The organism is Arthrobacter nitrophenolicus (assembly GCF_045833485.1).
GTDB lineage: Bacteria > Actinomycetota > Actinomycetes > Actinomycetales > Micrococcaceae > Arthrobacter > Arthrobacter nitrophenolicus.
This window is the reverse complement of the sequence record NZ_CP174504.1, coordinates 188,638-210,635: the sequence shown is the minus strand read 5'-3', so window position 1 is coordinate 210,635 and position 21,998 is coordinate 188,638. Positions and strand designations below refer to the sequence as shown.

Sequence of the window (21,998 nt, the reverse complement as noted above, 5' to 3'; positions counted from 1 at the left end):
GCGACGAATACCGGCCTGACCCCCAAGCGGGTCAGGAGCCCGCTTTCGGGCAAGGCGCCGCCACCGCAGGAAGCAGCTCGAACGCCAGTGCAGGAAGGTCTCCGGCTGCCGCTTTGCGGCTGCTCGCGCCGCGCCAGGTACATGCGGCTGCGCCGTCCCTGACCGCCGACCAGCAGTCCGCCGTCAGTGTTCCCCAGGGAACCGGGCCGGTTCTGGTTCCAGGCGCCCCAGGGACCGGCAAAACCACCGTTCTCATTGAGGCTGCCGTGGAACGTGTCCAGCGCGATGGTATCGATCCCGAGCGCATGCTGATCCTTGCCCCGAGCCGCCTCGCCGCTGATTTCCTGCGGGACCGCTTCACAGCCCGGCTGGACCGAAGCCTCAGCACCACCCCAGCGCGCACCTGGGCTTCCTATGCCTTCGACCTCATCAGGCGCGCCAAGGCCGAGGGCGTCATCCCGCTGGCCAGGCCGCCGCGGCTCCTGTCAGGCCCCGAACAGGACCTCATCATCAAGGAGCTCCTCGATGGGCACCGCCTTCCCGGCCTGGAACTGCCGTGGCCTGAGGATCTCAACGGCGCGCTCGAAACGCGCGGGTTCCGCCAGGAGGTGCGGCAGCTCTTCGACCGGATCATCGAGTCCGGCCGTACTGCGGAGGACCTTGAAATGCTTGGCCGCGAGTGCGGCAGGCCCGACTGGATCGCCGCGGCTGCCCTCTACAACGAGTACCGGGACGTCCTGGACCTGAGGATGCCGGAGGCCTTCGACCCCGCCGGAATCATCACGGCGGCACGCCACATCTTCCAGGACGCGCCGGAATTCCTCGCAGCCGAACGGGACCGGCTGCAGCTCGTGGTGGTGGACGACATCCAGGAAGCCAACCCGGCAGTGTTCGAACTCCTGGCGGACATCGCGGCAGGCAAGGACTGCTACGTTGCGTACTCGCCGGATACCGTGGTCCAGGGCTTCCGGGGCGCACGGCCTGATCTCGTGGCCGAGCTGCCGCGGCTGCTGTCGCCGGGCGCGCCACCCGTGGAGCGTCCGCTGTCTTCTTCCCACCGCCTGGTCCCGGCCCTGGCGGACGCCTGGCTGGGTGTCGCCGGCCGGATCTCGCAACGCGCCGGTGGCCAGCTGGCCAGGCAGCTGGAGCGTCCGCAGGCAGACCGGCCGGAGGGGAATATGCAGGAAGGGAGTGTCGAGGCGCACCTGGTCCCGTCACCAGTGCATGAGCTCCGGTATGTCGCCCAGAGGATCCTGGACCAGCACATCAACCATGGCCGGGACCTCGCGGACATTGCCGTCATTGTGCGCAACGGCGGACAGGTCAGCGAGTTGCAGCGTTACCTCTCGGGGCAGGGGATCCCTGTCCGTGTGCCGGTTGCCGAGTCGGCCGTCCGGGACGAGGTAGCGGTGCGTCCCCTGCTGGACGCCTTCGCCATCGCGCTGGACCCAACGCTCCTGACCCCGGAAGCCGCGGTGTCCCTCCTGACCTCCCGGATCGGCGGTGCCACTTCCATCGAACTCCGGCGGCTCCGGCAGTCCCTTCGTCGTGAGGAACTGCTGGGCGGCGGCGGACGGACCAGCGATGCCCTCCTGGTCGAGGCCCTGCTGGAGCCCGGAGCCCTGTCCGCCCTGGGTATCGAAGGCAGGGCGGCCAGGCGCGCGGCGCGGATGATCCAGGCCGGCCGTGAAGCTGCCTTCCAGCCGGGCGCCAACGCCGAATCGGTGCTCTGGGCACTGTGGAGCTCCACGGGGCTGGCAGCATCCTGGACGGAAACAGCACTGGCAGGCGGCCCCCACGGCGCCCGGGCCGACCGGGACCTGGATGCCATGATGGCGCTGTTCCATACGGCTGAACGGTACGTGGACCAGATGCCCGGAGCGGGGCCTGAACAGTTCCTGGAGTACCTGCTCAACCAGGAGCTCCCCATGGACACCCTTGCCGCCCGCGCCCAGGTGGATGATGCCGTGGAGCTGATGACGCCCGCCAGCGCAGCAGGAAGGGAATGGCCGGTGGTGATTGTCGCCGGCCTGCAGGAGGGCGTGTGGCCCAACACCCGGCTCCGGGGGGAACTCCTGGGCAGCACCCTTTACGCGGACGCCGTTGAACACGGTTCCGCCTACGCCATGCAGCGGGATCCCCTAAGCCGGTTGCGCGACATCCGCTATGACGAACTGCGCAGCTTCTCCACAGCCGTCTCACGCGCCCGGGAACTGCTCATATGCACGGCGGTCGCCTCGGAGGACGACCAGCCTTCGTCGTTCCTCGACTACGTCGCACCGCTGGAGCACGGCCAGGAGCACAGGGGCTTCACCCCGGTCGAGCGCCCCATAACCCTGCGGGCCCTCGTTGCCGAACTGCGGCAGCATGCCCAGCTGGACGGGAACCAGTCCGCCGAGGCCCGGGAAGCGGTAAGGGTACTGGCCCGGCTGGCGGCGGCCGAGCCGCCAGTCCCCGGTGCGCATCCTTCCACCTGGTGGGGGCTCGCGCCACTCACGACCGACGCAGCCGTGGTTCCGCCCGGCGGTACCGTTTCCGTGTCGCCGTCGAAGGTCGAAACCGTGCAGAAGTCCCCGCTTGACTGGTTTGTGCAGGCGGCCGGGGGCGAGGCGGCCACAGACTTTGCCCGCAGCCTGGGAACACTGGTCCACGCCATCGCGCAGGAACTGCCGGATGCCTCGGGCGCGGAGTACCTCGCGGAGCTGGTACGGCGCTGGCCCGCCCTGGGCATGAAGGACAACTGGGAGGGCCGCCTCGACTTCCAAAGGGCGGAGTCCATGGTGCGCAAGCTCGCCCAGTACATCCTGGTGATGAGGAGCGAGGGCCGCAGCCTCGCGGGAGTGGAACAGGATTTTGAGGTGCCCCTTGGCGAGGTGGCGGTGGATGAGCTGGCGCCGCGGCAGGCCATCCTGCGCGGCCAGGTGGACCGGCTGGAGATTGACGGCCAGGGAAGGCTGGTCATTGTGGACCTGAAGACGGGAAAGCGGCAGCCCGGCAAGGCGGAGCTGTCCCGTCACCCCCAGCTCGGTGCATACCAGGCAGCGGTCCTCGCGGGAGGATTCGCCGAGGCAACAGGCAGGGAGGGCGGCACCCTGCCCGGCGGGGCTGTGCTTGCCCAGCTCGGAACAAGCACCAGGAATCCTGCCGTCCAGCAACAGGATCCACTCGACCCGCAGGAGAACTGGGCACTCGACATGGTGAAGGATGCAGCGCAAGTGATGGGCGGCAAGGAATTCGAAGCCCGGCATGATCCGGCAAAGGGAAGCCACGGCGGCCACGGCTGCAAGCTGCCCGAGGTATGCCCCCTGTGCGTGCGTGGAAGGCAAGTGACGGAATGACCAACAACCTCGACCTGCTGCCCGGCCGGCAGGGTGCTGATCCGGATGCCGGGCAGTCAGCGGCGGTCGCCGCGCCTGCCCGGCCGACGGAGGCGCGGTTCAGCCCCGAGGAGCTATCGGTGCTCCTGGGTGAAAAGAACATGCCGACCGCCGAACAATCCGCCATCATCTCCTCACCGCTCACCCCGCGGCTGGTCATCGCCGGTGCCGGCTCCGGCAAGACAGCCACCATGGCGGACCGGGTGGTGTGGCTCGTGGCCAACGGCTGGGTGCGGCCCGAGGAAGTCCTCGGCGTGACGTTCACCAGGAAGGCGGCCGGGGAACTCGCATCGCGGATCCGCGCCAAGCTGGTGGCCCTTCAGCGGCTGGTTGCCGGCGACACTGCGCACCAGGTCTTTCCGGAAGGCCTGCTCAGCAGCGACGCCCTGGAACCCAAGGTGTCCACCTACCACTCCTTCGCAAGCGGGATCGTTTCCGACTACGGGCTGCGGCTGGGCGTGGAACGGGACGTGGTCCTGCTGGGCGGGGCCCAGGCGTGGCAGCTGGCCAGCGAAGTGGTGGAAGCGTACGACGGCGAATATGCACACTTCCGTGCCGCCAAGTCCACCCTGGTGAAGGCCGTTATCCAGCTCGCCGGAGAATGCGCCGAACACCTCCAGGAACCGGAAGACGTCGAGGCCTGGCTCATGGCGCGGCTCTCGGACTTCGAGTCGCTCCCCTACCTGGCAGACAAGAAGAAGAACCCTCCGCAGGCCGCGGCAGAGCTGGCCGCGATGCTTCGCACCCGGGCCAGCGTCGCTGACATGGTGGGCAGGTATGCCGAAGCAAAGCGGGCACGTGGCGCCCTCGATTTCGGTGACCTGGTGGCGCTCGCAGCGAAGGTGGCACGGGATGTTCCGATGGCCGCGCACATGGAACGCCAACGGTACAAAGTTGTCCTGCTGGACGAGTTTCAGGACACCTCGCACGCCCAGCTCGTCCTGTTCTCGCGGCTCTTCGGCGGCGGGCACGCCGTCACGGCCGTCGGGGACCCAAACCAGTCCATCTATGGTTTCCGCGGTGCCTCGGCCGGCCAGCTGTTCCACTTCGTCCGCGAGTTTCCTGTCCGCCAGGAATCCGTGAACGGGCAGGCGGGCTGGGCGCCTGCGCCCACGTCCTACCTGACCACCGCCTGGCGGAACGGACGCTCCATCCTGGCGGCAGCGAACGTGATGTCGGAGGCGCTGGTCAAAGCCGAAGCGCAGCGTGGACCTGCAGGCGGCAAGGGAGCGCAGACCGCGCATGTGCCGCCGTTGCAGCCCAGCCCCCATGCTGCCCAGGGGTCGGTGGTGCTTGGCCGGTTCGGCAGCGACGTGGAGGAAGCGGCGGCCCTTGCCGGGGATGTCCTGAGATACCGGGCGACCGACTTCGAACTGAAGCCCGATGGCACACCCGTGCCGCCGGCCATTGCCGTACTGTGCCGGCGGCGTGCGCAAATGGAGGTGGTCCGCCGCCAGCTTGAGGCCAGGAGCATCCCCTACGAGATCGTGGGCCTCGGCGGACTCCTGGACACACCCGAGGTGGTGGACCTCGTGGCCACCCTCCGGGTACTGGCGGACCCTGGCCGGTCAGACTCGCTCATGCGGCTGCTGGCCGGAGCGAGGTGGCGGATTGGACCGGCGGACCTGATGGCCCTGCGGGACTGGTCCAGCCATCTGGCCCGCCGGCGGGGGCAGGCCGCGGAGCGGTCCGACGACGATTCATCCGACGAGGATGCCGCGGTCCTCGAGGGGGACCTGACGGATGGCGCCAGCCTCGTGGAAGCGCTGGACTGGCTGCCACGCGAAGGATGGACATCCTCCAGCGGCCGGTGCCTGAGCGCCGTGGCCCGCGGCCGCCTGCTGCAGCTCTCGGCCGAACTGCGGCAGCTCCGCGGCTACCTGGGTGACGATCTCACCACACTCCTTGGGGAAGTGGAACGGGCCATGCTCCTGGACATCGAAGTCGCGGCACGCCCAGGGGTCAGCATCCACCAGGCGCGCCGCAACCTGGACGCCTTCCAGGACGCCGCCGCGGGCTTTCTTCGCACCTCCCAGCGGGTGGACATACTTGCCTTCCTCGCCTGGCTCGAGGCTGCAGCCGCCGAAGAGAACGGGCTCGAAGCCCCGCCCGGCGATGTCAACCGCGAGGCAGTCCAGCTCCTCACCGTCCACGCGTCCAAGGGCCTGGAATGGGACGTTGTCTTCGTGCCCGGGCTGAACGCCGGGGCTTTTCCCAGCGACAAGGACTCCCGCTGGAGCAGCGGGAGCGCGGCGCTTCCGTGGCCCCTCCGGGGCGACCGTGCGGACCTGCCCCAATGGGACCTGGACCAGCCGGACCAGAAGGGTTGGCTGGACGCGGAAAAGGATTTCAAGGCTGCCGTGCAGGCGCATGGGGAATCAGAGGAGCGCCGCCTGGCCTACGTTGCCTACACCCGGGCCAAGCACGTCCTGTGGGCTTCCAGTGCCGCCTGGGTGGGATCGCGCGCCGCCAGGGCGGAGATGTCCCCGTTCCTGGCCGAACTGGACATCCTCGTGAACCCGGATGGGCAGCCGGACCGGGCCTCGGTCCATCCACTGTCCCTGGCCGAAGACGCCCTGCCCGAAAGCAGCCCACTGTCCACTGAAACCGAAGTGGCAGGGTGGCCTTACGACCCCCTTGAAGGCCCCGTGGATCCCCGGACAGGGGAGCGGCTCCGGCTGGCCGGGGGCCGCAGGGAGGCCATGGACAGGGCTGCTGCCCTCGTTCTGGCCGAACTCGAGGCCGCAGGAAATCACCAGCCGTTATCCGGACCAGCGGATGCTGGAGGCAGCCCCGCAGGCAGCACCGGCCTGGCTGGACCGGCGGCGGGGTGGGCGCGGGAAGCCGCGCTGCTGCTGGAGCGCCGGGCCAAACGGTCCTACGGCCAGGATGTGCACCTGCCCGGCCATATCTCCGCATCCATGCTGGTGGACCTTGGAAACGACCCGTCGGACGTGCTCGCCAGGCTCCGCCGGCCGGTTCCGCGTGAGCCCGGAATGTCGGCACGCAAAGGAACTGCCTTCCACGCCTGGGTGGAGGAATACTTTGGTACCGCCGGCATGCTCGATCTGGGCGAGGCTCCCGGTTCCGACGACCACATCGACGCCGCGTACGACCTCGATTCCATGGTGGCAACGTTCCGCGCCTCACCCTGGGCCGAGCGATCGCCTGCCTTCGTGGAGGTCCCCGTGGAAACCCGCGTGGGCGAGGTGGTTGTTCGCGGCCGGATCGACGCCGTCTTCCGGGACGCCGACGGCTGCTGGGACCTGGTGGACTGGAAGACCGGACGCCGTCCCTCCGGTGCCCAGTTGCGGGCCCGCTCGGTGCAGCTGGCCGTTTACCGGCTGGCGTGGGCACGCCTGAAGAACGTTCCGCTCGAGGAAGTGCGGGCAGCGTTCTTCTATTTGGCCGACAACGAGGTGGTCCGGCCCCATGACCTCGGAACGGCCGAGGAACTGGAAGCCATCGTCAGCGCAGCCCTGGATTCCAGGTGACCGCGCTGGGCTGGCGGATCAGGGCGGGCGGATCCTGGCTGGCGTCCCCTGCTAGGACTGCCGGGCGTTGATGATCGGAAGCGCGGCGGTGGACGTATCGTCGGCCGCTTCCGGGGAGTGCTGTTTCCCGCCCGCCGCCTGCTCCGGCTCGGCGGGGATGGGTGTCACGTGGACCGCCGGCTGGACGGGGACAGGAACAACCTCAACCGCCGGCTTGACCGGGACGGGAACAACTTCCACCGCCGGCTGTGCCGGGACGGGAAGGACGGTCACGGGCGCCGCACCTGGTCCGGGGCCACCGTCGGACACTCCTGCGCCGGGGGCGGTCCCGGCGGTGGGCTGCGGCTCAACACTGATGGGTTGGCCGCCGTGCTCGGCGATATCGTTCGCGAGGGTTTCCAGCATGCCTTCCGCCTCCGCCACCATGGCCGGATCGCCAGCAGCAATTCCCTTGACCAGGTACTGGGCCAGGGCGAATTCGGCCGAAAGGGCCGCCCTGCGCAGCAGGTGGTTGTCCGGAGTGTCGCGCCGGCTTGCCGTATAGCCGGCGAGGACAGCATCCACGAAGTCCTGCTCGTTGGAGGCCACCAGCCAGGCGAAGTCGTCAGCCGGGTCGCCGATCCTGAGGTCGGTCCATCCGGTCACGGCCGTGACGCGCTGGCCTTCCACCAGGATGTTGTCCTCGTGCAGGTCGCCGTGGACCACGCACGGATTGAAGCGCCACAGGGAGACATCCTCCATGGCGTGCTCCCACCGCAGCAGGAGCGCCGGCGGAATCTTTCCGGTGGTGGCCGCCTGGTCCAGTTCATTCAGCCTGCGCTGGCGGAATTCGTTGGGCGTGTAGCTGGGCAGGTCGGCGTTGCTGACCAGTGCCCGGGGCAGGTCGTGGATAGCTGCCAGCGCCGCGCCGATTTCGCGGGCCAGGGCTTGCGGGCCTGCGGTCAGCTCCTCAACGCTCCGGGTGCTTCCGGCCAGGTGTGAGTAGACAAACGTGCTCAGGGTGCCAAGCCGTACGCTGCCCGCCACCGTGGGCATCAGGAACGGAAGTTCCGCCCGGATTCCGGGTGCGAAGGCCCGCAGCACCAGAAACTCGGTTTCCAGCCGGGCGCTGGCCTCCGCGTGCCGGGGGGACCGGACACGCCAGCGTTTGCCCTCCGAATCCAGGAGCAGGGCCGAATCGAAGTCTGCGGGATCATCCGGGGCAGAGCTAACGGCCGTTGGGGTCAGTCCAGGGACTGCCGCGGTTGCAACGGCTGCCAGTTCAATCGGTTTTCTTCTCACCGTTCCACGGTAGATTGCCTGCCGTCCAAGTCACCGGTCTGCGGGCGGCGAGTCTTCAGATCGGTGCAAATGGGGGATACCAGCGCAGGGCGGAAGGCCACGGCGGAAATGCGGATTGTCGGTCCATGTCAGTACGGTGGATGCATGAGCCACGCGGAGTCTGTCACACCGGTCCATCAGGGAGCGCCGGCGCTGCTGCCGGCCAACCACCTCCGGGACACCCTGCTTCCTGTCCGGCCGGCGCTGGTGGACAGGGGATCGGCCGTTCGGGCCCGGCCCGGGATGGTGGACGAACTCCTGGCCGCACCAGGCACGCTGGCAGTCGTCCTGTCCGGGCGGCAGGGACTGGTGCAGGACGGGAACCTTTTCATGGCCGGCGCCAAGGGCCTGCTGGACGGTCTGTCAGCTGTCTCGGCCACTCCCGGGCTGATGATCTACCTCGGCGCTGCCCTGCCGGGCTCCGACCTTCCCGCCGGCACGGAGCTGCTGCTTTTCGTCCTGCCAGAGCCGGTGGAGCCGGGCACCGCGGGCATTCCGGGCGGTGCCGCCTGGGCAGGATTCCGTGATGTAGCAGCAGGGCTGACGGAAACCGGCACTGCCTTGTTTGTTGAGGCAAGCGCCATCGCCAACTGGCATGCCGGCCACACGCACTGTCCGCGGTGCGGGACGCCCACCCTGGTGGAGGCCGGCGGCTGGATGCGCCGCTGCCCGGCAGATTCGTCCGAACACTATCCGCGGACTGACCCCGCCATCATCGTCACCGTGGTGGGGCCCGACGGGCGGCTGCTTCTGGGCGGCGGAGGCCCGGTGGACGCGAAGAACTTCTCCACCCTCGCCGGGTTCGTTGAACCCGGCGAATCACTGGAACAGGCAGTCGTGCGGGAAGTGTTTGAGGAAGTGGGAGTACGCGTCACTGCCTGCCAGTATCTCGGCTCGCAGTCCTGGCCCTTCCCGGCCTCCCTTATGCTTGGATTTACCGCCGTCACCGAAGATGCCGAGGCAACGCCCGACGGCGTGGAAGTCACCAGGGCGCGCTGGTTCAGCCGGGAGGAACTGCAGGAAGCCGTGCTCAGGGGTGACATCACCATTTCCAGCAGGCTCTCCATCGCACGGGCGCTCATCGAGCATTGGTACGGCGGGCGGATCGAGGACCGCGCCGGCGCCTAGATCCCTTATCCACCAGACTCCAAGCATGCGGTAGTCGAGACACAAAAGCAGCAGAAGTGACTACAGAAATTTTTGACGGGGCGGCATCGCTTGAGGACCGGATCCTTGGCGGGCTGGACGCTGAACAGCGCGAGGTTGCGAGCACCCTCAACGGGCCCCTGTGCGTGCTCGCCGGCGCCGGGACGGGAAAGACCCGGGCCATCACCCACCGCATCGCCTACGGCGTCCACTCGGGCGTGTATACCCCGCAGCGGCTGCTGGCCGTCACCTTCACTGCCCGGGCCGCGGCCGAGATGCGCAGCAGGCTCCGGGACCTTGGAGCGGGCAACGTCCAGGCCCGCACCTTCCACGCCGCCGCCCTGCGCCAGCTCCAGTTCTTCTGGCCGCAGGCCGTTGGCGGCTCGCTTCCCAACCTCCTGGACCACAAGGCCCAGATGCTCGCGGAGGCGGCCCGGCGGTTACGGCTGAGCACGGACAGGGCCTCCATCCGCGACCTGGCGTCGGAAATCGAATGGGCCAAGGTGTCCATGCTGACTCCTGCCAACTACCTGGAGAACGCCCAGGGGAGGGGTACACCGGGCGGCTTTGACCTCACGGCTGTGGCCCGGGTCTTCCAGGCCTACGAGGATGTCAAGACCGACCGCAACGTCATTGATTTCGAGGACGTCCTGCTGATCACGGTCGGGATCCTGCAGGAAGACGAGCGGGTTGCCGCCACCGTCCGGGAGCAGTACCGGCATTTCGTGGTTGACGAGTACCAGGACGTGTCACCGCTGCAGCAGCGGCTCCTGGATCTGTGGCTGGGCGGGCGCGACGAACTGTGCGTCGTGGGTGACGCCAGCCAGACCATCTACTCCTTCACGGGCGCATCGCCCCGGCATCTCCTGGACTTCAAGGCGCGCTATCCCCAGGCCAGTGTGGTCAAACTGATCAGGGACTACCGCTCCACCCCGCAGGTGGTGAAGCTGGCCAACGACCTCCTCGCGGCGCGGCGCAGCGGGGGACCGGCAGCGGATGCCGCATGGGCTACGCCCCTGCAGCTCGTGGCGCAGCGGCCGGCAGGCCCGGTGCCCACGTTCACGGAATGCGCTGACGACGAAGCCGAGGCCGCCACCGTGGCGCAGAAGATCAAGGCCCTCATCGACGCCGGCACTCCCGCCAGCGAGGTGGCCATCCTGTTCCGGACCAACGGCCAGTCCGAGGCCTACGAGCAGGCGCTGGCCGCCGCCGGCATCGGCTACCAGCTCCGCGGCGGCGAGCGGTTCTTCGCGCGCAAGGAAGTCCGTGACGCCATCCTCCAGCTCCGGGCTGCCACCAGGGCAGCCAGCGAAGCCGATGCGCCGGAGCCGCTGGGGCAGCTGGTCCGGGACATCGTCGCCTCCCTCGGCTACACAGACTCCGCGCCACACAGCGGCGGCGCGCTCCGGGAGCGCTGGGAATCGCTGGCGGCGCTGGTGGCGCTGGCCGACGAACTCGTCCAGAACCGGGGACCGCAGTTTGGCCTGGTGGACTTCGTCAATGAACTCCAGGAACGCTCGCTGGCCCAGCACGCGCCCACAGTCCAGGGGGTGACGCTGGCATCCCTCCACGCCGCCAAGGGCCTGGAATGGGATGCCGTGTTCCTCGTGGGGCTCAGCGAGGGCCTGATGCCCATCTCCTTCGCCGACTCGCCGGAATCCGTGGACGAGGAGCGCCGGCTCCTCTACGTCGGGATCACCCGCGCCCGCGAACATCTTGCTCTGTCCTGGAGTACGGCCAGGACGCCCGGCGGCCGCGCCAACCGCAAGCCGTCCAGGTTCCTTGACGGGCTCCGGCCCGCATCGGTGGCGAGCTCGAGCACCCGCGGAAAGGGTCCGGCTCCCCGCCGGAAGGCAGCCGCTCCCGCTGTCTGCAGGGTGTGCGGAAGCATGCTTGCCACCGGCGCCGAGCGCAAGGTGGGACGCTGCAACGCCTGCCCGCCGGGCTACGAGGAACAGACCTTCGACGCCCTCCGGAACTGGCGCCGGTCAGTGGCAGTGTCCGCGGACATCCCCGCCTTCGTGGTCTTCACCGACGCCACCCTGACAGCCATCGCCGAGGCCCGCCCGGCGTCGCTGGAGGAACTGGCCGGACTTGCCGGGGTGGGCCCTTCGAAGCTGGAGAAATACGGGGAAGACGTGCTCCGGGTCCTGGCCGAAAGCACCGCCCTGTGAGCCCCGGAGCCGCGGCAGGGAGCCGGCGGGCAGTTGCGCCCCTGACCACCACCGCGGAGGGCGCGCCGGTGGAGGTACGCCGTTCCGCCCGCCGTACCCGCACCGTGGCGGCTTTCTGGGAGAACGGGACAGCCGTCGTCGCCATTCCGGCCCGGTTCACGGCAGCCCAGGAGTCCGAGTGGGTCCGGCGCATGCTGGCCAAGCTGCAGCGGCAGGGGGAGCGCCGCGCGGCTTCCGGCCGGAGGCGACCCGCCTCGGACGCCGCACTTGCCGCCCACGCCACCCACCTCTCGGGACGCTACCTGGGCGGGCGCGCCGTCCCAACGTCCGTAAGGTGGGTGAGCAACCAGAACTCGCGGTGGGGTTCAGCAACACCCGCGGACGGAACCATCCGGCTCTCGGACAAACTCCGTCCCATGCCGCAGTGGGTCATCGACTATGTCCTGCTGCACGAGCTTGCCCATCTGCTGGTGGCCGGGCACAATGCAGCGTTCTGGAAGCTGCTTGAGGCATACCCGGAAACCCAGCGCGCCAAGGCATTCCTGGAAGGCGTTTCGTTTGCCACCGCCCGCGGCCTGGCCGCCGCCGGGGGAGCTGGTGGCAGCGGAGGGCTGGAGCCGGAGGGCTGGCCGGAGCAGGACGGCTGGCCGGGGGACGCCGACTAGCAGCGGCCCACCCGGCCACGAAGGAACTCAGCCTTTCGGCTGGGTGTCGCCTCCGTCGTCGTCCTTGGTTTCTTTATCGCCGGCCGGTTCTTCCCCGCCCGCTGCTTCTCCCTTGCCGGCGTCCGGCGCCGGGGTGTCGAAACCGCCGTTGAGCAGTTTCTGCAGGGCATCGTCCACTTCGCTGTCGCTGGCCTCGGCCAGTTTGCGCCGGCCGCTGAAGCCCTTGGGATCGTCCAGGTCCTCGGCCGTGGGCAGCAGGTCCGGGTGGTGCCAGATGGCGTCGCGCCCTTCGATGCCGCGCTCTTCCTTCAGGGTGGCCCACAGGGTGGCGGCGTCACGCAGCCGGCGCGGGCGCAGTTCCAGCCCCACCAGCGAGGCGAAGGCGTGCTCGGCCGGACCACCGGTGGCGCGGCGTCGGCGCACGGTCTCCCGCAATGCCGAAGCGGAGGGCAGCATCTTCTCGGTCGCGGCGGCAGTCAGTTCGTCCACCCACCCCTCCACGAGGGCGAGCGCTGTTTCCAACTTCTCCAGGGCCTGCTCCTGGGCAGGGGTGCGCTGCGGCATGAAGACGCCCTGGGACAGGGCCTCCTGGATGCCTTCCGGGTTGCTGGGATCGAGGTCCCGTGCCAGTTCCTCGATGCGGGACGTGTCGATGTGGATGCCCCGGGCGTACGCCTCGATGGCGCCGAGCAGGTGCCCGCGCAGCCAGGGAACCTGGACAAAGAGGCGGGCATGGGCGGCCTCGCGCACTGCGAGGAAGAGCCGGATGTCGTTCTCGGGGAGGGACAGGCCCTCACCGAAGGCGGCAACATTCGCAGGCAGGAGCGCCATCTCAAGGTCGACCAGGGGCACGCCGATATCGGTGGAGCTGACCACGTCCGCGGAGAGGGCGCCGATTGCCTGGCCCAGCTGCATGCCGAAGATGGCTCCGCCCATGTTCTGGAGCATGGACGAGGCCCCGCCCATCATGGCCTTCATTTCCTCGGGCATCTGTTCTGTCATGGCGGTGGAGAGCGCGTTGGCGATGCTGTTGGCCACCGGCTCCGTCAGCCGCTTCCAGGTGCCAAGCGTCGCCTCGACCCACTCCGCCCGCGACCAGGCGTGGCCGATCAGGCCGGTGGCGGGCAGGTCCGTGACGGGATCCAGCCACAGCTCCGCCAGGCGCAGGGCTTCGTCAACATCGCGGGACTGCTGGGACGTCACCGACGGGTCGGAGCTGCTTGCGGCCACCCGGCGGGCGTTGTCGTGTGCGAGCGTCCAGTTCACGGGCCCCTCGGACGGGGCACTCATCATGGCCTGGACCTGGGAGAACATCTGGGCCAGCAGGTTGGGGTCATTGGGCAGCCCGGCAGCCTTGGCCAGCTCGGCGGGGTCGAAGTTCTCCATCCCCTTGCCGCCCATGAGGTTCTGCAGCATTTCGGTCAACGGGTCCTTGGGGGTGTCGTCGCCGTTGGACGGATTAAGTGGATTGGAGGTCATGATCCCGCCGATCGTCGGTGTGACTGTTAATCAACCTTCACGGTACCCCGGCTGTCCCCGGCTGTCTGCCGCGCTCCGGTACCGTTCGCTGTAGGCAAAGAGCTGTACCCGGCCGCCACCGCGTAGTGTTGGGAGGGTGACGACAACCCGTGGCAGCCACCCCTCCGAGGACCACGCCCCAGACCTCCAGCAGGACGCCTTCCAGTGGGAGAAGGACGGCGGCGCAGCGGACGACGGCGGCCCTGAACCTTTCGGGGCGGGCGCGGCACCCCGGCACCCAAGGGTGTCCGCCATGATGCTGGCGGGGATGGCCGCGCTGGGCCTTGGCATCGGCGTCGCCACGCTTCCGGTGCCCTACGTTATCGAGACGCCGGGGCCCACGTACAACACCCTGGGACAGAGCCAAGGCACGCCGGTCATCAAGGTGACCGGCCGTGAATCGTATCCCGCGGCAGGCAACCTCGACCTCACCACCGTCTACGTCGACGGCGGCCCCAACGGTCCTGTCAGCATCATCCGTGCATTTTCGGCATGGCTCGATCCCACCCACGCGGTCCAGCCTGTCGAGCTGATCTACCCCACCGGCACCACCAGGCAGGAAGCCGAGGAACAAAGCGCCGTGGCCATGACCACGTCGCAGGAGAACGCGGTGGCCTCCGCGCTCAATGAGCTGGACATCCCGTACGGCCAGCAGCTCCAGGCGGCGGGGCTTTCCGAGGACTCCGCCTCTGCCGGAAAGATCCAGGCCGGGGACATCCTCAAGACCATCAACGGCAAGGACATCACCGCGCTGTCCGTCGTCCAGGAGGAACTGGCGGCCGGAAACGGCGCCCCTGCCGCCGTCGTCGTGGAACGGGACGGGCAGCAGGTCACTGAAACGATCACGCCGAAGCGCAACAGTGAGGGCAGGTTCATCCTCGGCGTCATGCTCAAGTACCTGTTCACCTTCCCGTTCGACGTCGAGATTTCCCTCGAGAAGGTGGGCGGCCCCTCGGCAGGGCTGATGTTCTCACTGGGCATCATCGACACGGTCACTCCCGGGGACCTGACCGGCGGGAAGCATGTGGCCGGGACCGGCACCATCACCCCGGACGGCGCGGTGGGGCCAATCGGCGGCATCGAGCAGAAGCTGCACGGGGCCCGGGCCGGGGGAGCCACGCTGTTCCTTGCACCAGCCGCCAACTGCGGGGAGGTCGTCGGGAACATCCCCGACGGGCTGCAGGTGGTGCGGGTGGAGACCCTCGCGGAGGCGAGGGCCGCCGTCGAACGTGCTGCCAGCGGCCAGGACACATCCGGCCTGCCCACCTGCACAAACAACTAGACTGGGCGCAACTAGACTCAAGAGGAACTAAGCTTTACCGCCACTCGTGGCAAATATATGGCGGACAAAACCAGCCGTTGGCCGGCGGAGTCCACCGCCCGCTCGCACGCTCCAAATATCTGACGACCAGCTATGAGGTACCCAGTTTGTCCCGTCCCGCCAGCACCATGTCCACAGGCAGACCCCCTTCCCGGCGCGGCGCACTGACGCCCACCCTGATTGTTGTTGCCCTCGTGGTTGTGGGCTTCATTTTCTTCGCGAACGTCTGGACCGACGTCCTCTGGTACCAGCAGCTGGGGTTCATTGAAGTCTTCGTCACGGAGAACCTCGTCCGGATCGCCATCTTCGCGGCCGGCTTCGCCATCATGTTCGCGGCGGTATTCTTCGCCATCCGCATCGCCTACCACGCCAGGCCGGTATACGCTCCGGACTCCGACATCCGGGACAACCTCAACCGCTACCAGGCGCAGCTGGAACCCGTCCGCCGGGTGGTGATGGTGGGCCTGCCCGTTCTCTTCGGCCTCTTCGCCGGCAGCGCCGCCGCGAGCCAGTGGCAGAAGGTCCTGCTGTTCTTCAACCAGGAGGGCTTCGGCCAGACCGATCCGCAGTTCAACCTGGACATCAGCTTCTACCTGATGGTGCTGCCCTTCCTCGGCTTCGTCACCGGCTTCCTGATCAGCGTGGTGGTCATCGCCGGCATCGCGGGCATCCTCACGCACTACCTGTACGGCAGCATCCGCCTGATGGAACGCGGAGTTTTCACCAGCCGGGCGGCCCAGATCCACATCGCCGTCACCGGTGCCGCATTCCTGGTGCTGCTGGGCGTGAACTTCTGGCTGGACCGCTACTCGGCCGTGCAGAGCAACAACGGGCGGTGGGCGGGTGCCCTCTACACCGACGTCAACGCCGTCATTCCCACCAAGGCCATCCTGGCCGTCGCCGCGGTGCTGGTGGCCATCCTCTTCGTCGTCGCTGCGGTCATCGGACGCTGGCGACTGCCCGTCATCGGTACGGCGATGCTGATCATCACCTCCATCCTGGCCGGGGGCGTCTACCCCTGGGTCATCCAGCAGTTCCAGGTGCGGCCTTCGGAGGAAACGCTGGAAAAGGAATTCATCCAGCGCAACATCGACAACACCCGCAGGGCATACGGCCTTGATGCCATCCAGGTCAGCCGCTATGACGCCACCAACACGGCCACTACCGGCGCCCTCGCGCCGGATGCCCAGACCACCGCCAATATCCGGCTCCTGGACCCGAACCTGATTTCGGACGCCTTCGCGCAGCTTGAGCAGTACCGGCCCTACTACCGGTTCCCGGAATCGCTGAACGTTGACCGCTACGAGGTGGACGGTCAGATCCAGGACACCGTGATCGCCGTCCGTGAGCTCAACCCCACCAACGTCTCCACCAACCAGCAGGGCTGGCTGAACCAGCACGTTGTCTACACCCACGGCTACGGCGTGGTGGCGGCCAAGGGCAACAAATTCACGGTGGACGGAAAGCCGGAGTTCCTGCAGTCGGGCATCCCGTCAACCGGCGTCCTGGGCGACGACTCCTCCTACGAGCCGCGCATCTACTTCGGTGAGTACTCGCCTGACTACTCCATCGTGGGTGCCCCGGACGGTGCGCAGCCGCGTGAGCAGGACCGGCCGTCCGGCGAAGGCGAGACCCAGTACACGTTCGAGGGCAACGGCGGGCCCAACGTGGGCAGCTTCTTCAACAAGGTGCTGTACGCGATCAAGTTCCAGTCCTCCGACCTGCTGCTCTCCGACGGCGTCAACCCGGAATCGCAGATCCTCTACGACCGCAACCCGCGTGAACGGGTCGAAAAGGTGGCCCCCTACCTGACGGTTGACGGCAACGCCTACCCCGCAGTGGTGGACGGCCGCGTCAAGTGGATCGTGGACGGCTACACCACCAGCCAGTACTACCCGTACTCGCAGCAGGAACAGCTCTCGGACGCCACCGCGGACTCCCAGACCACCTCCGGCCGCGCCGTGGCCCTGCCGAACAGCACGGTCAACTACATCCGCAACTCGGTGAAGGCCACGGTGGATGCGTACGACGGCTCCGTCACCCTGTACGCCTGGGATGACAAGGATCCGCTGCTGAAGGCCTGGCAGAAGGTGTTCCCCACCTCCCTGAAGCCGTACTCGGAAATGTCCGGCGACGTCATGAGCCACGTCCGGTACCCGGAGGACCTGTTTAAGGTCCAGCGCCAGCTCCTCGGTGAATACCATGTGACCAACCCGTCCACGTTCTACCAGACCAAGGACGTCTGGAGCGTGCCAAACGATCCCACTGTGGACTCCAGCACCGAGGTGAAGCAGCCTCCGTTCTACATGTCCCTGCAGATGCCGGACCAGGAGAAGCCCGCCTTCCAGCTGACCTCCTCCTTCATCCCGCAGATCGTCAACGGCAACGCCCGCAACGTCCTCTACGGCTTCCTGGCGGCGGACTCCGACGCCGGCAACCAGGCAGGCGTCAAGGCGGAAAGCTACGGCAAGCTCAGGCTGCTGCAGATCCCGCCGGAAATCCAGGTGCCCGGCCCCGGCCAGGCTCAGAACAAGTTCAACTCCGACCCCACCGTGTCGCAGGCCCTGAACCTGCTGCGCCAGGGTGCCTCGGACGTCCTGAACGGCAACCTGCTGACCCTGCCCGTGGGCGGCGGCATCCTGTACGTGCAGCCGGTCTACCTCAAGTCCACCGGTGAGACGTCCTACCCGACGCTGCAGCGCGTGCTGGTGGCGTTCGGTGACAAGGTCGGCTTCGCTCCCACCCTGGATGAGGCGCTGAAGCAACTCTTCGGTGGTGATTCCGGCGCGGCCGCCGGCGACTCGGACAATAACGGCCAGACGCCGGCCGATCCGGGAGCACCGGCTGCTCCCGGGGGAGCGGACGCCAAGGCGGAGCTGAAGGCGGCGCTGGATGAGGCGAACGCCGCGATCCAGGCCGGCCAGGCTGCGCTGGCAGCGGGTGACTTCGCGGCCTACGGCGAGGCGCAGAAGCGGATTGCGGCAGCGCTCCAGAAGGCTGTGGATGCCGAGGCCAAGATCCCGGTCGCGGCCCCCGAGGCCACGCCCGCCCCGGCCTCCACGGCAACGCCGGAAGCGTCGCCGTCGCCTTCGCCCAGCAACTAGCCCGACGACGCCGGCCCGGCCTTCCTGCCCCTTTGCGGGCGGAGGTGCCGGGCCGGCGTAACGGAGATCACGCCGTCTCGATTTGGCCGCCTGTTCACCTCCCGGTAAAGTAGTTCTTGCGACGCGGGGTGGAGCAGTTCGGTAGCTCGCTGGGCTCATAACCCAGAGGTCACAGGTTCAAATCCTGTCCCCGCAACTGACGGAAGGTCCGGACACTGGAAACAGTGTCCGGACCTTCTTGCTTTAAGCCGGCCGCCAGGTGCACAAACCGGGCTGGTAAATGGAGGCGCGAAAATAGGGTAGTGTTGATTCAGCGACGCGGGGTGGAGCAGTTCGGTAGCTCGCTGGGCTCATAACCCAGAGGTCACAGGTTCAAATCCTGTCCCCGCAACTATGGAGAGACCCCGACCGGCAGACCAGCCGGCCGGGGTCTTCTTTTTCCTTCATCACGGGTAGTTCCTAGTATTCTCTTTCGCAGAGCCTCACAGCAGTGAGCAGTTGGCCAGTCATTCTCGAGAGGAATGTTGCTCGATGTCCACACCCACGAAGAAGCCCGGCACCGCCGCGGGCAAGCGGACCCGCCTCTACTGGGGCGTGCCGGCTGTCCTCGCCGCGCTTGTCCTGGTGGTCCTGGCCGCCAAGGGGCTGATGGGGCTTCCTGCCGTCGCCTCCTTCGTAGCGGACTATCCCGGCCACTCGGAACTTCCGGAGAATGCCCCGGTCGGCTTTCCCGCCTGGCTGGCGTGGCAGCATTTCCTCAACGCCTTCTTCCTGCTGCTGATCATCCGCACCGGCTGGCAGGTGCGCACCACCACCCGTCCAAGCGGGTACTGGACCCGCAACAACAAAGGCCTGATCAAGACCCGGAACGCCCCCACCAAGATCAGCCTGGAGCTGTGGTTCCACCTGACGCTGGACGCCCTGTGGATCCTCAACGGCGTGGTGTTCGCGGTGCTGCTGTTCGCCACCGGACAGTGGATGCGGATCGTCCCCACCAGCTGGGACGTGTTCCCGAACGCCCTCTCGGCGGCACTGCAGTACGCGTCACTGGACTGGCCCACGGAAAACGGCTGGATCAACTACAACGCCCTCCAGCTCCTTACCTACTTCATCACGGTGTTCATCGCGGCGCCGCTGGCCTTCATCACGGGCCTGCGGATGTCCTCCGCCTGGCCCAAAAAGGCGGCAGGGCTCAACAAGGCCTACCCCATCGAATGGGCCCGTGCGGTGCACTTCCCGGTGATGATCTACTTCGTTGCCTTCATCGTGGTCCACGTCTTCCTGGTGCTGGCCACTGGTGCGCTGCGGAACCTGAACCACATGTACGGCGTCAGGGACGACGACGGCTGGTTCGGTTTCTGGGTGTTCGTCGCCTCGGTGGCGGTCATGGTTGCCGCCTGGTTCCTGGCCCGCCCACTTTTCCTGCGGCCCATTGCTTCGCTGATGGGCAAGGTCAGCAACCGCTGACCTGCGTTATTCGTCCTTGAGCTTCTGGTAGGCGTCCAGGGCCCGTTCCCGGGACTCGGCCAGATCGACCAGCGGGGCAGGATAGCCGTCCGCTCCCGCCGTCCACGGCTCGTGGATCTGCTTGCCCTCGAGGCCCTGGAGCTCGGGAATGAAGGCGCGCAGGTAGCTGCCATCCGCGTCGAACTTCTTGCTCTGCGTGACCGGATTGAAGATCCGGTAATAGGGGGAGGCGTCCGCACCCGATCCGGCCACCCACTGCCAGTTGGCGGGGTTGTTGGCGGCATCGGCGTCCACCAGGGTGTCCCAGAACCATTCCTCCCCGATGCGCCAGTCGGTGAGGAGGTTTTTCACCAGGAAGGACGCGGCGGCCATCCGTACACGGTTGTGCATCCAGCCTGTCTGCCAGAGCTGCCGCATCCCGGCGTCCACCAGCGGATAGCCGGTTTTCCCCTGCTGCCACGCGGCTAGTTCGCTGCGGCTCACCCGGCCCCACTGGAAGTTGTCGAATGCCGGCCGGAAGTTGCGGGTGGCCAGATCCGGGTTGTGGTACAGCAGGTGCCAGTTGAACTCCCGCCAGCCGAGCTCTGAACGGAAGATCCCGACGTCGGCTGGAATTTTTCCGGGATGGCGGCGGCGGATCTCGCGCCAGACGCGGAACGGGCTGACCTCGCCGAAGCGCAGGTGCGGCGAGAGCCGGCTGGTTCCCTCCGTGCCGGGGATATTCCTGCCGGTGCCGTAGTCCTCGACCGGTCCGTCCAGGAAGTCCGCCAGGCGGTCCGCTGCCCCCTTCTCGCCGGGCTCCCAGGTTTCAGCGAGCCCCGTGCTCCAGTCGGGGGAGGTGGGGAGCAGCTTCCAGCTGGCCAGTGTGTCGCTCGTGGGAACGCCGGGTCCGGAGGCGGCAGGTTCCGGCAGTGCGGCGGGAGCGTCGAGGGGATCCCTGATGTCGGCGGAGGCCATGCAGGCCCGCCAGAACGGCGAGTAGACCTTGTACGGCCCGCCGGCCCCGGTGCGGATGGTCCAGGGCTCGAACAGGAGGTTGGCCTGGAAGCTGGAGGCATGAATGCCGTTTTCGCCCGCCCAGTCCTTGAGGCCTGCGTCGATGGTGCGCTCCGGCTGGCCGTACCGGCGGTTCCAGAAGATGTGGCCGGCCTTTGTCTGCCCGGCAAGTTTCCGGACGATGGCATCTGACTGTCCGCGGCGAAGCACCAGGCGCGATCCTTTGGACTCAAGGTCCGCGGCAAGGGCGGCGAGGGAATGGTGCAGCCACCAGCGGGCAGCGCCCCCGAGGGGACGGATGCCCTCGTTCTCCTCGTCCAGGATGTACAGCACTGTCATCGGCCGGCCCAGGCCGGCGGCCTCGGCCAGGGCCGGGTTGTCATCCAGCCGCAGATCATCGCGCAGCCAGACCAGGGACGTCTCGTCGGAAGAAGCCATGCCACCACGCTACACACCGGGGCACGGAATAAGGGCCAGGACTGTATGGTCCTGGCCCTTGTTTCCGCACTACCGGACGGCGTGCTTTCCGGTGTCTGTCAGAGCTTGTCGAAGTCCGCCTCTTCCACGGTGGAGGAGGCCGCGGCTGAATTGTTTCCGGAACCGAGCGCGGGCTTGGCGCCACCCGACTTCAAGGCTGCCAGGCGGGCCTCGATTTCAACCTGTTCCCCGAGGTCCTCAAGCTGGTTGAACTGGGCGTCCAGGCTGGAGGCAGCGAGCTCCTGCTGGCCACGGACCTTGGCTTCCTCGCGGCGGATCTTCTCTTCGAACCGGCCCACCTCGCTGGTGGGGTCCATGATGTCGATGCTCTTGATCGCGTCATGGACCTGCGACTGGGCAGCGGCTGTCTTGGACCGGGCCACCAGTTCGTTGCGCTTGCTGGTGAGCTGGTTGAGCTTGCCCTTCATCTGTTCCAGGCCGGTCTTGAGCTTGTCCACCACCTCGCGCTGCGACATGATGGCCGGCTCCGCACCCTTGGCCTCGTTCTCGGCCGCGATCTGGCGCTGCAGGGCAACCTTGGCGAGGTTGTCGAACTTCTCGGCGTCAACAGCGTCGCCGCTGGCCCGGAACTCATCGGCCTTGCGTGAGGCAGCCAGGGCCTTGTTGCCCCAGTCACGGGCGTTCTTGATGTCCTCGTTGTAGTCGTCTTCGAGCATTCGGAGGTTGCCGATGGTCTGGGCGACGGCGGACTCGGCCTCGGCAATGTTGTTGGTGTAGTCCCGGACCATCTGGTCCAGCATCTTCTGCGGATCCTCAGCGTTGTCCAGCAAGGAGTTGATGTTCGCCTTTGCCAGCTGCGCGATACGGCCGAAAATGGACTGCTTAACCATGGTGTTACCTTTCGTCCTGCTCTGTGATGGCCACTGAAATCCGTGAACAGTGGTGTACTGCTTCCGGGCGCCTGCCGGGTTTCCGCCT

12 protein-coding genes and 2 tRNA genes are annotated in these 21,998 nt (G+C 67.5%); 10 read left to right on the top strand and 4 right to left on the bottom strand.

The annotated features are described in order from the left end of the window. Nucleotides 1-113: 113 nt before the first annotated feature. Together ACJJV6_RS00915 and ACJJV6_RS00910 are read left to right on the top strand one after the other, a co-directional pair. A complete protein-coding gene (locus tag ACJJV6_RS00915; RefSeq protein ID WP_407710450.1) occupies nucleotides 114-3,338 on the top strand; it encodes an ATP-dependent helicase in 3,225 nt (1,074 codons plus the stop codon). Continuing rightward, on the top strand, nucleotides 3,335-6,871 hold the full coding sequence (locus ACJJV6_RS00910) for an ATP-dependent helicase (RefSeq protein WP_407709712.1): 3,537 nt from the start codon (nucleotides 3,335-3,337) through the stop codon (nucleotides 6,869-6,871). The genes ACJJV6_RS00915 and ACJJV6_RS00910 overlap by 4 nt, the downstream gene beginning before the upstream one ends. 51 nt (nucleotides 6,872-6,922) lie before the next feature. Here ACJJV6_RS00910 and ACJJV6_RS00905 read toward each other — a convergent pair whose 3' ends face one another. Beyond that, entirely contained in the window at nucleotides 6,923-8,152 is a 1,230-nt protein-coding gene (locus ACJJV6_RS00905; RefSeq protein ID WP_009357685.1) for a macrolide 2'-phosphotransferase, read from the bottom strand. 144 nt (nucleotides 8,153-8,296) lie between these two features. Here ACJJV6_RS00905 and nudC point away from each other — a divergent pair, with 144 nt between their 5' ends. From nudC to ACJJV6_RS00890, 3 genes are read left to right on the top strand one after another with little or no spacing between them, the layout of a single operon-like run. Beyond that, nucleotides 8,297-9,319 carry an NAD(+) diphosphatase gene (gene nudC, locus ACJJV6_RS00900; protein ID WP_009357684.1) on the top strand — a complete coding sequence of 341 codons (1,023 nt, stop codon included), beginning with the start codon at nucleotides 8,297-8,299 and terminating at the stop codon, nucleotides 9,317-9,319. A gap of 56 nt (nucleotides 9,320-9,375) precedes the next feature. Further along, the gene (locus tag ACJJV6_RS00895; protein WP_354175291.1) at nucleotides 9,376-11,511 is read left to right on the top strand and encodes an ATP-dependent DNA helicase UvrD2; all 2,136 of its coding nucleotides are present in this window, start codon (nucleotides 9,376-9,378) and stop codon (nucleotides 11,509-11,511) included. Next, a complete protein-coding gene (locus tag ACJJV6_RS00890; protein ID WP_407709711.1) occupies nucleotides 11,508-12,176 on the top strand; it encodes a YgjP-like metallopeptidase domain-containing protein in 669 nt (222 codons plus the stop codon). Before ACJJV6_RS00895 ends, ACJJV6_RS00890 begins: the two co-directional genes overlap by 4 nt. Before the next feature lie 27 nt (nucleotides 12,177-12,203). On the opposite strand, the gene ACJJV6_RS00885 is transcribed toward ACJJV6_RS00890, so the two are convergent. Then, on the bottom strand, nucleotides 12,204-13,655 hold the full coding sequence (locus ACJJV6_RS00885; RefSeq protein WP_009357681.1) for a zinc-dependent metalloprotease: 1,452 nt from the start codon (nucleotides 13,653-13,655) through the stop codon (nucleotides 12,204-12,206). 292 nt (nucleotides 13,656-13,947) lie between these two features. Between ACJJV6_RS00885 and ACJJV6_RS00880 the strand changes: the two genes are divergently transcribed. From ACJJV6_RS00880 to ACJJV6_RS00860, 5 genes are all read left to right on the top strand, one after another. Then, nucleotides 13,948-14,976, top strand: a complete 1,029-nt coding sequence (locus ACJJV6_RS00880; RefSeq protein ID WP_133346528.1) for a PDZ domain-containing protein — start codon at nucleotides 13,948-13,950, stop codon at nucleotides 14,974-14,976. Nucleotides 14,977-15,143: 167 nt separating this feature from the next. Further along, the gene (locus ACJJV6_RS00875) at nucleotides 15,144-18,119 is read left to right on the top strand and encodes a UPF0182 family protein (protein WP_407709710.1); all 2,976 of its coding nucleotides are present in this window, start codon (nucleotides 15,144-15,146) and stop codon (nucleotides 18,117-18,119) included. 122 nt (nucleotides 18,120-18,241) lie between these two features. Next, nucleotides 18,242-18,315 (top strand) — tRNA-Met (locus ACJJV6_RS00870). 121 nt (nucleotides 18,316-18,436) lie between these two features. Continuing rightward, nucleotides 18,437-18,510 (top strand) — tRNA-Met (locus tag ACJJV6_RS00865). A gap of 140 nt (nucleotides 18,511-18,650) precedes the next feature. Next, a complete protein-coding gene (locus tag ACJJV6_RS00860; RefSeq protein ID WP_009357677.1) occupies nucleotides 18,651-19,586 on the top strand; it encodes a cytochrome b/b6 domain-containing protein in 936 nt (311 codons plus the stop codon). Between the two features lie 6 nt (nucleotides 19,587-19,592). On the opposite strand, the gene ACJJV6_RS00855 is transcribed toward ACJJV6_RS00860, so the two are convergent. Together ACJJV6_RS00855 and ACJJV6_RS00850 are read right to left on the bottom strand one after the other, a co-directional pair. Continuing rightward, on the bottom strand, nucleotides 19,593-21,020 hold the full coding sequence (locus tag ACJJV6_RS00855) for a cryptochrome/photolyase family protein (protein WP_407709709.1): 1,428 nt from the start codon (nucleotides 21,018-21,020) through the stop codon (nucleotides 19,593-19,595). A 98-nt stretch (nucleotides 21,021-21,118) separates the two neighbouring features. Next, on the bottom strand, nucleotides 21,119-21,910 hold the full coding sequence (locus tag ACJJV6_RS00850; RefSeq protein WP_009357675.1) for a PspA/IM30 family protein: 792 nt from the start codon (nucleotides 21,908-21,910) through the stop codon (nucleotides 21,119-21,121). Between the last annotated feature and the right edge of the window lie 88 nt (nucleotides 21,911-21,998).

Bases quoted from the DNA above. Each gene is read 5' to 3' on its own strand.
- ACJJV6_RS00910 (WP_407709712.1), top strand. From the start codon at position 3,335: ATGACCAACAACCTCGACCTGCTGCCCGGCCGGCAGGGTGCTGATCCG.
- nudC (WP_009357684.1), top strand. From the start codon at position 8,297: ATGAGCCACGCGGAGTCTGTCACACCGGTCCATCAGGGAGCGCCGGCG.
- ACJJV6_RS00885 (WP_009357681.1), bottom strand. From the start codon at position 13,655: ATGACCTCCAATCCACTTAATCCGTCCAACGGCGACGACACCCCCAAG.
- ACJJV6_RS00880 (WP_133346528.1), top strand. From the start codon at position 13,948: ATGATGCTGGCGGGGATGGCCGCGCTGGGCCTTGGCATCGGCGTCGCC.
- ACJJV6_RS00875 (WP_407709710.1), top strand. From the start codon at position 15,144: ATGTCCACAGGCAGACCCCCTTCCCGGCGCGGCGCACTGACGCCCACC.
- ACJJV6_RS00860 (WP_009357677.1), top strand. From the start codon at position 18,651: ATGTCCACACCCACGAAGAAGCCCGGCACCGCCGCGGGCAAGCGGACC.
- ACJJV6_RS00855 (WP_407709709.1), bottom strand. From the start codon at position 21,020: ATGGCTTCTTCCGACGAGACGTCCCTGGTCTGGCTGCGCGATGATCTG.
- ACJJV6_RS00850 (WP_009357675.1), bottom strand. From the start codon at position 21,910: ATGGTTAAGCAGTCCATTTTCGGCCGTATCGCGCAGCTGGCAAAGGCG.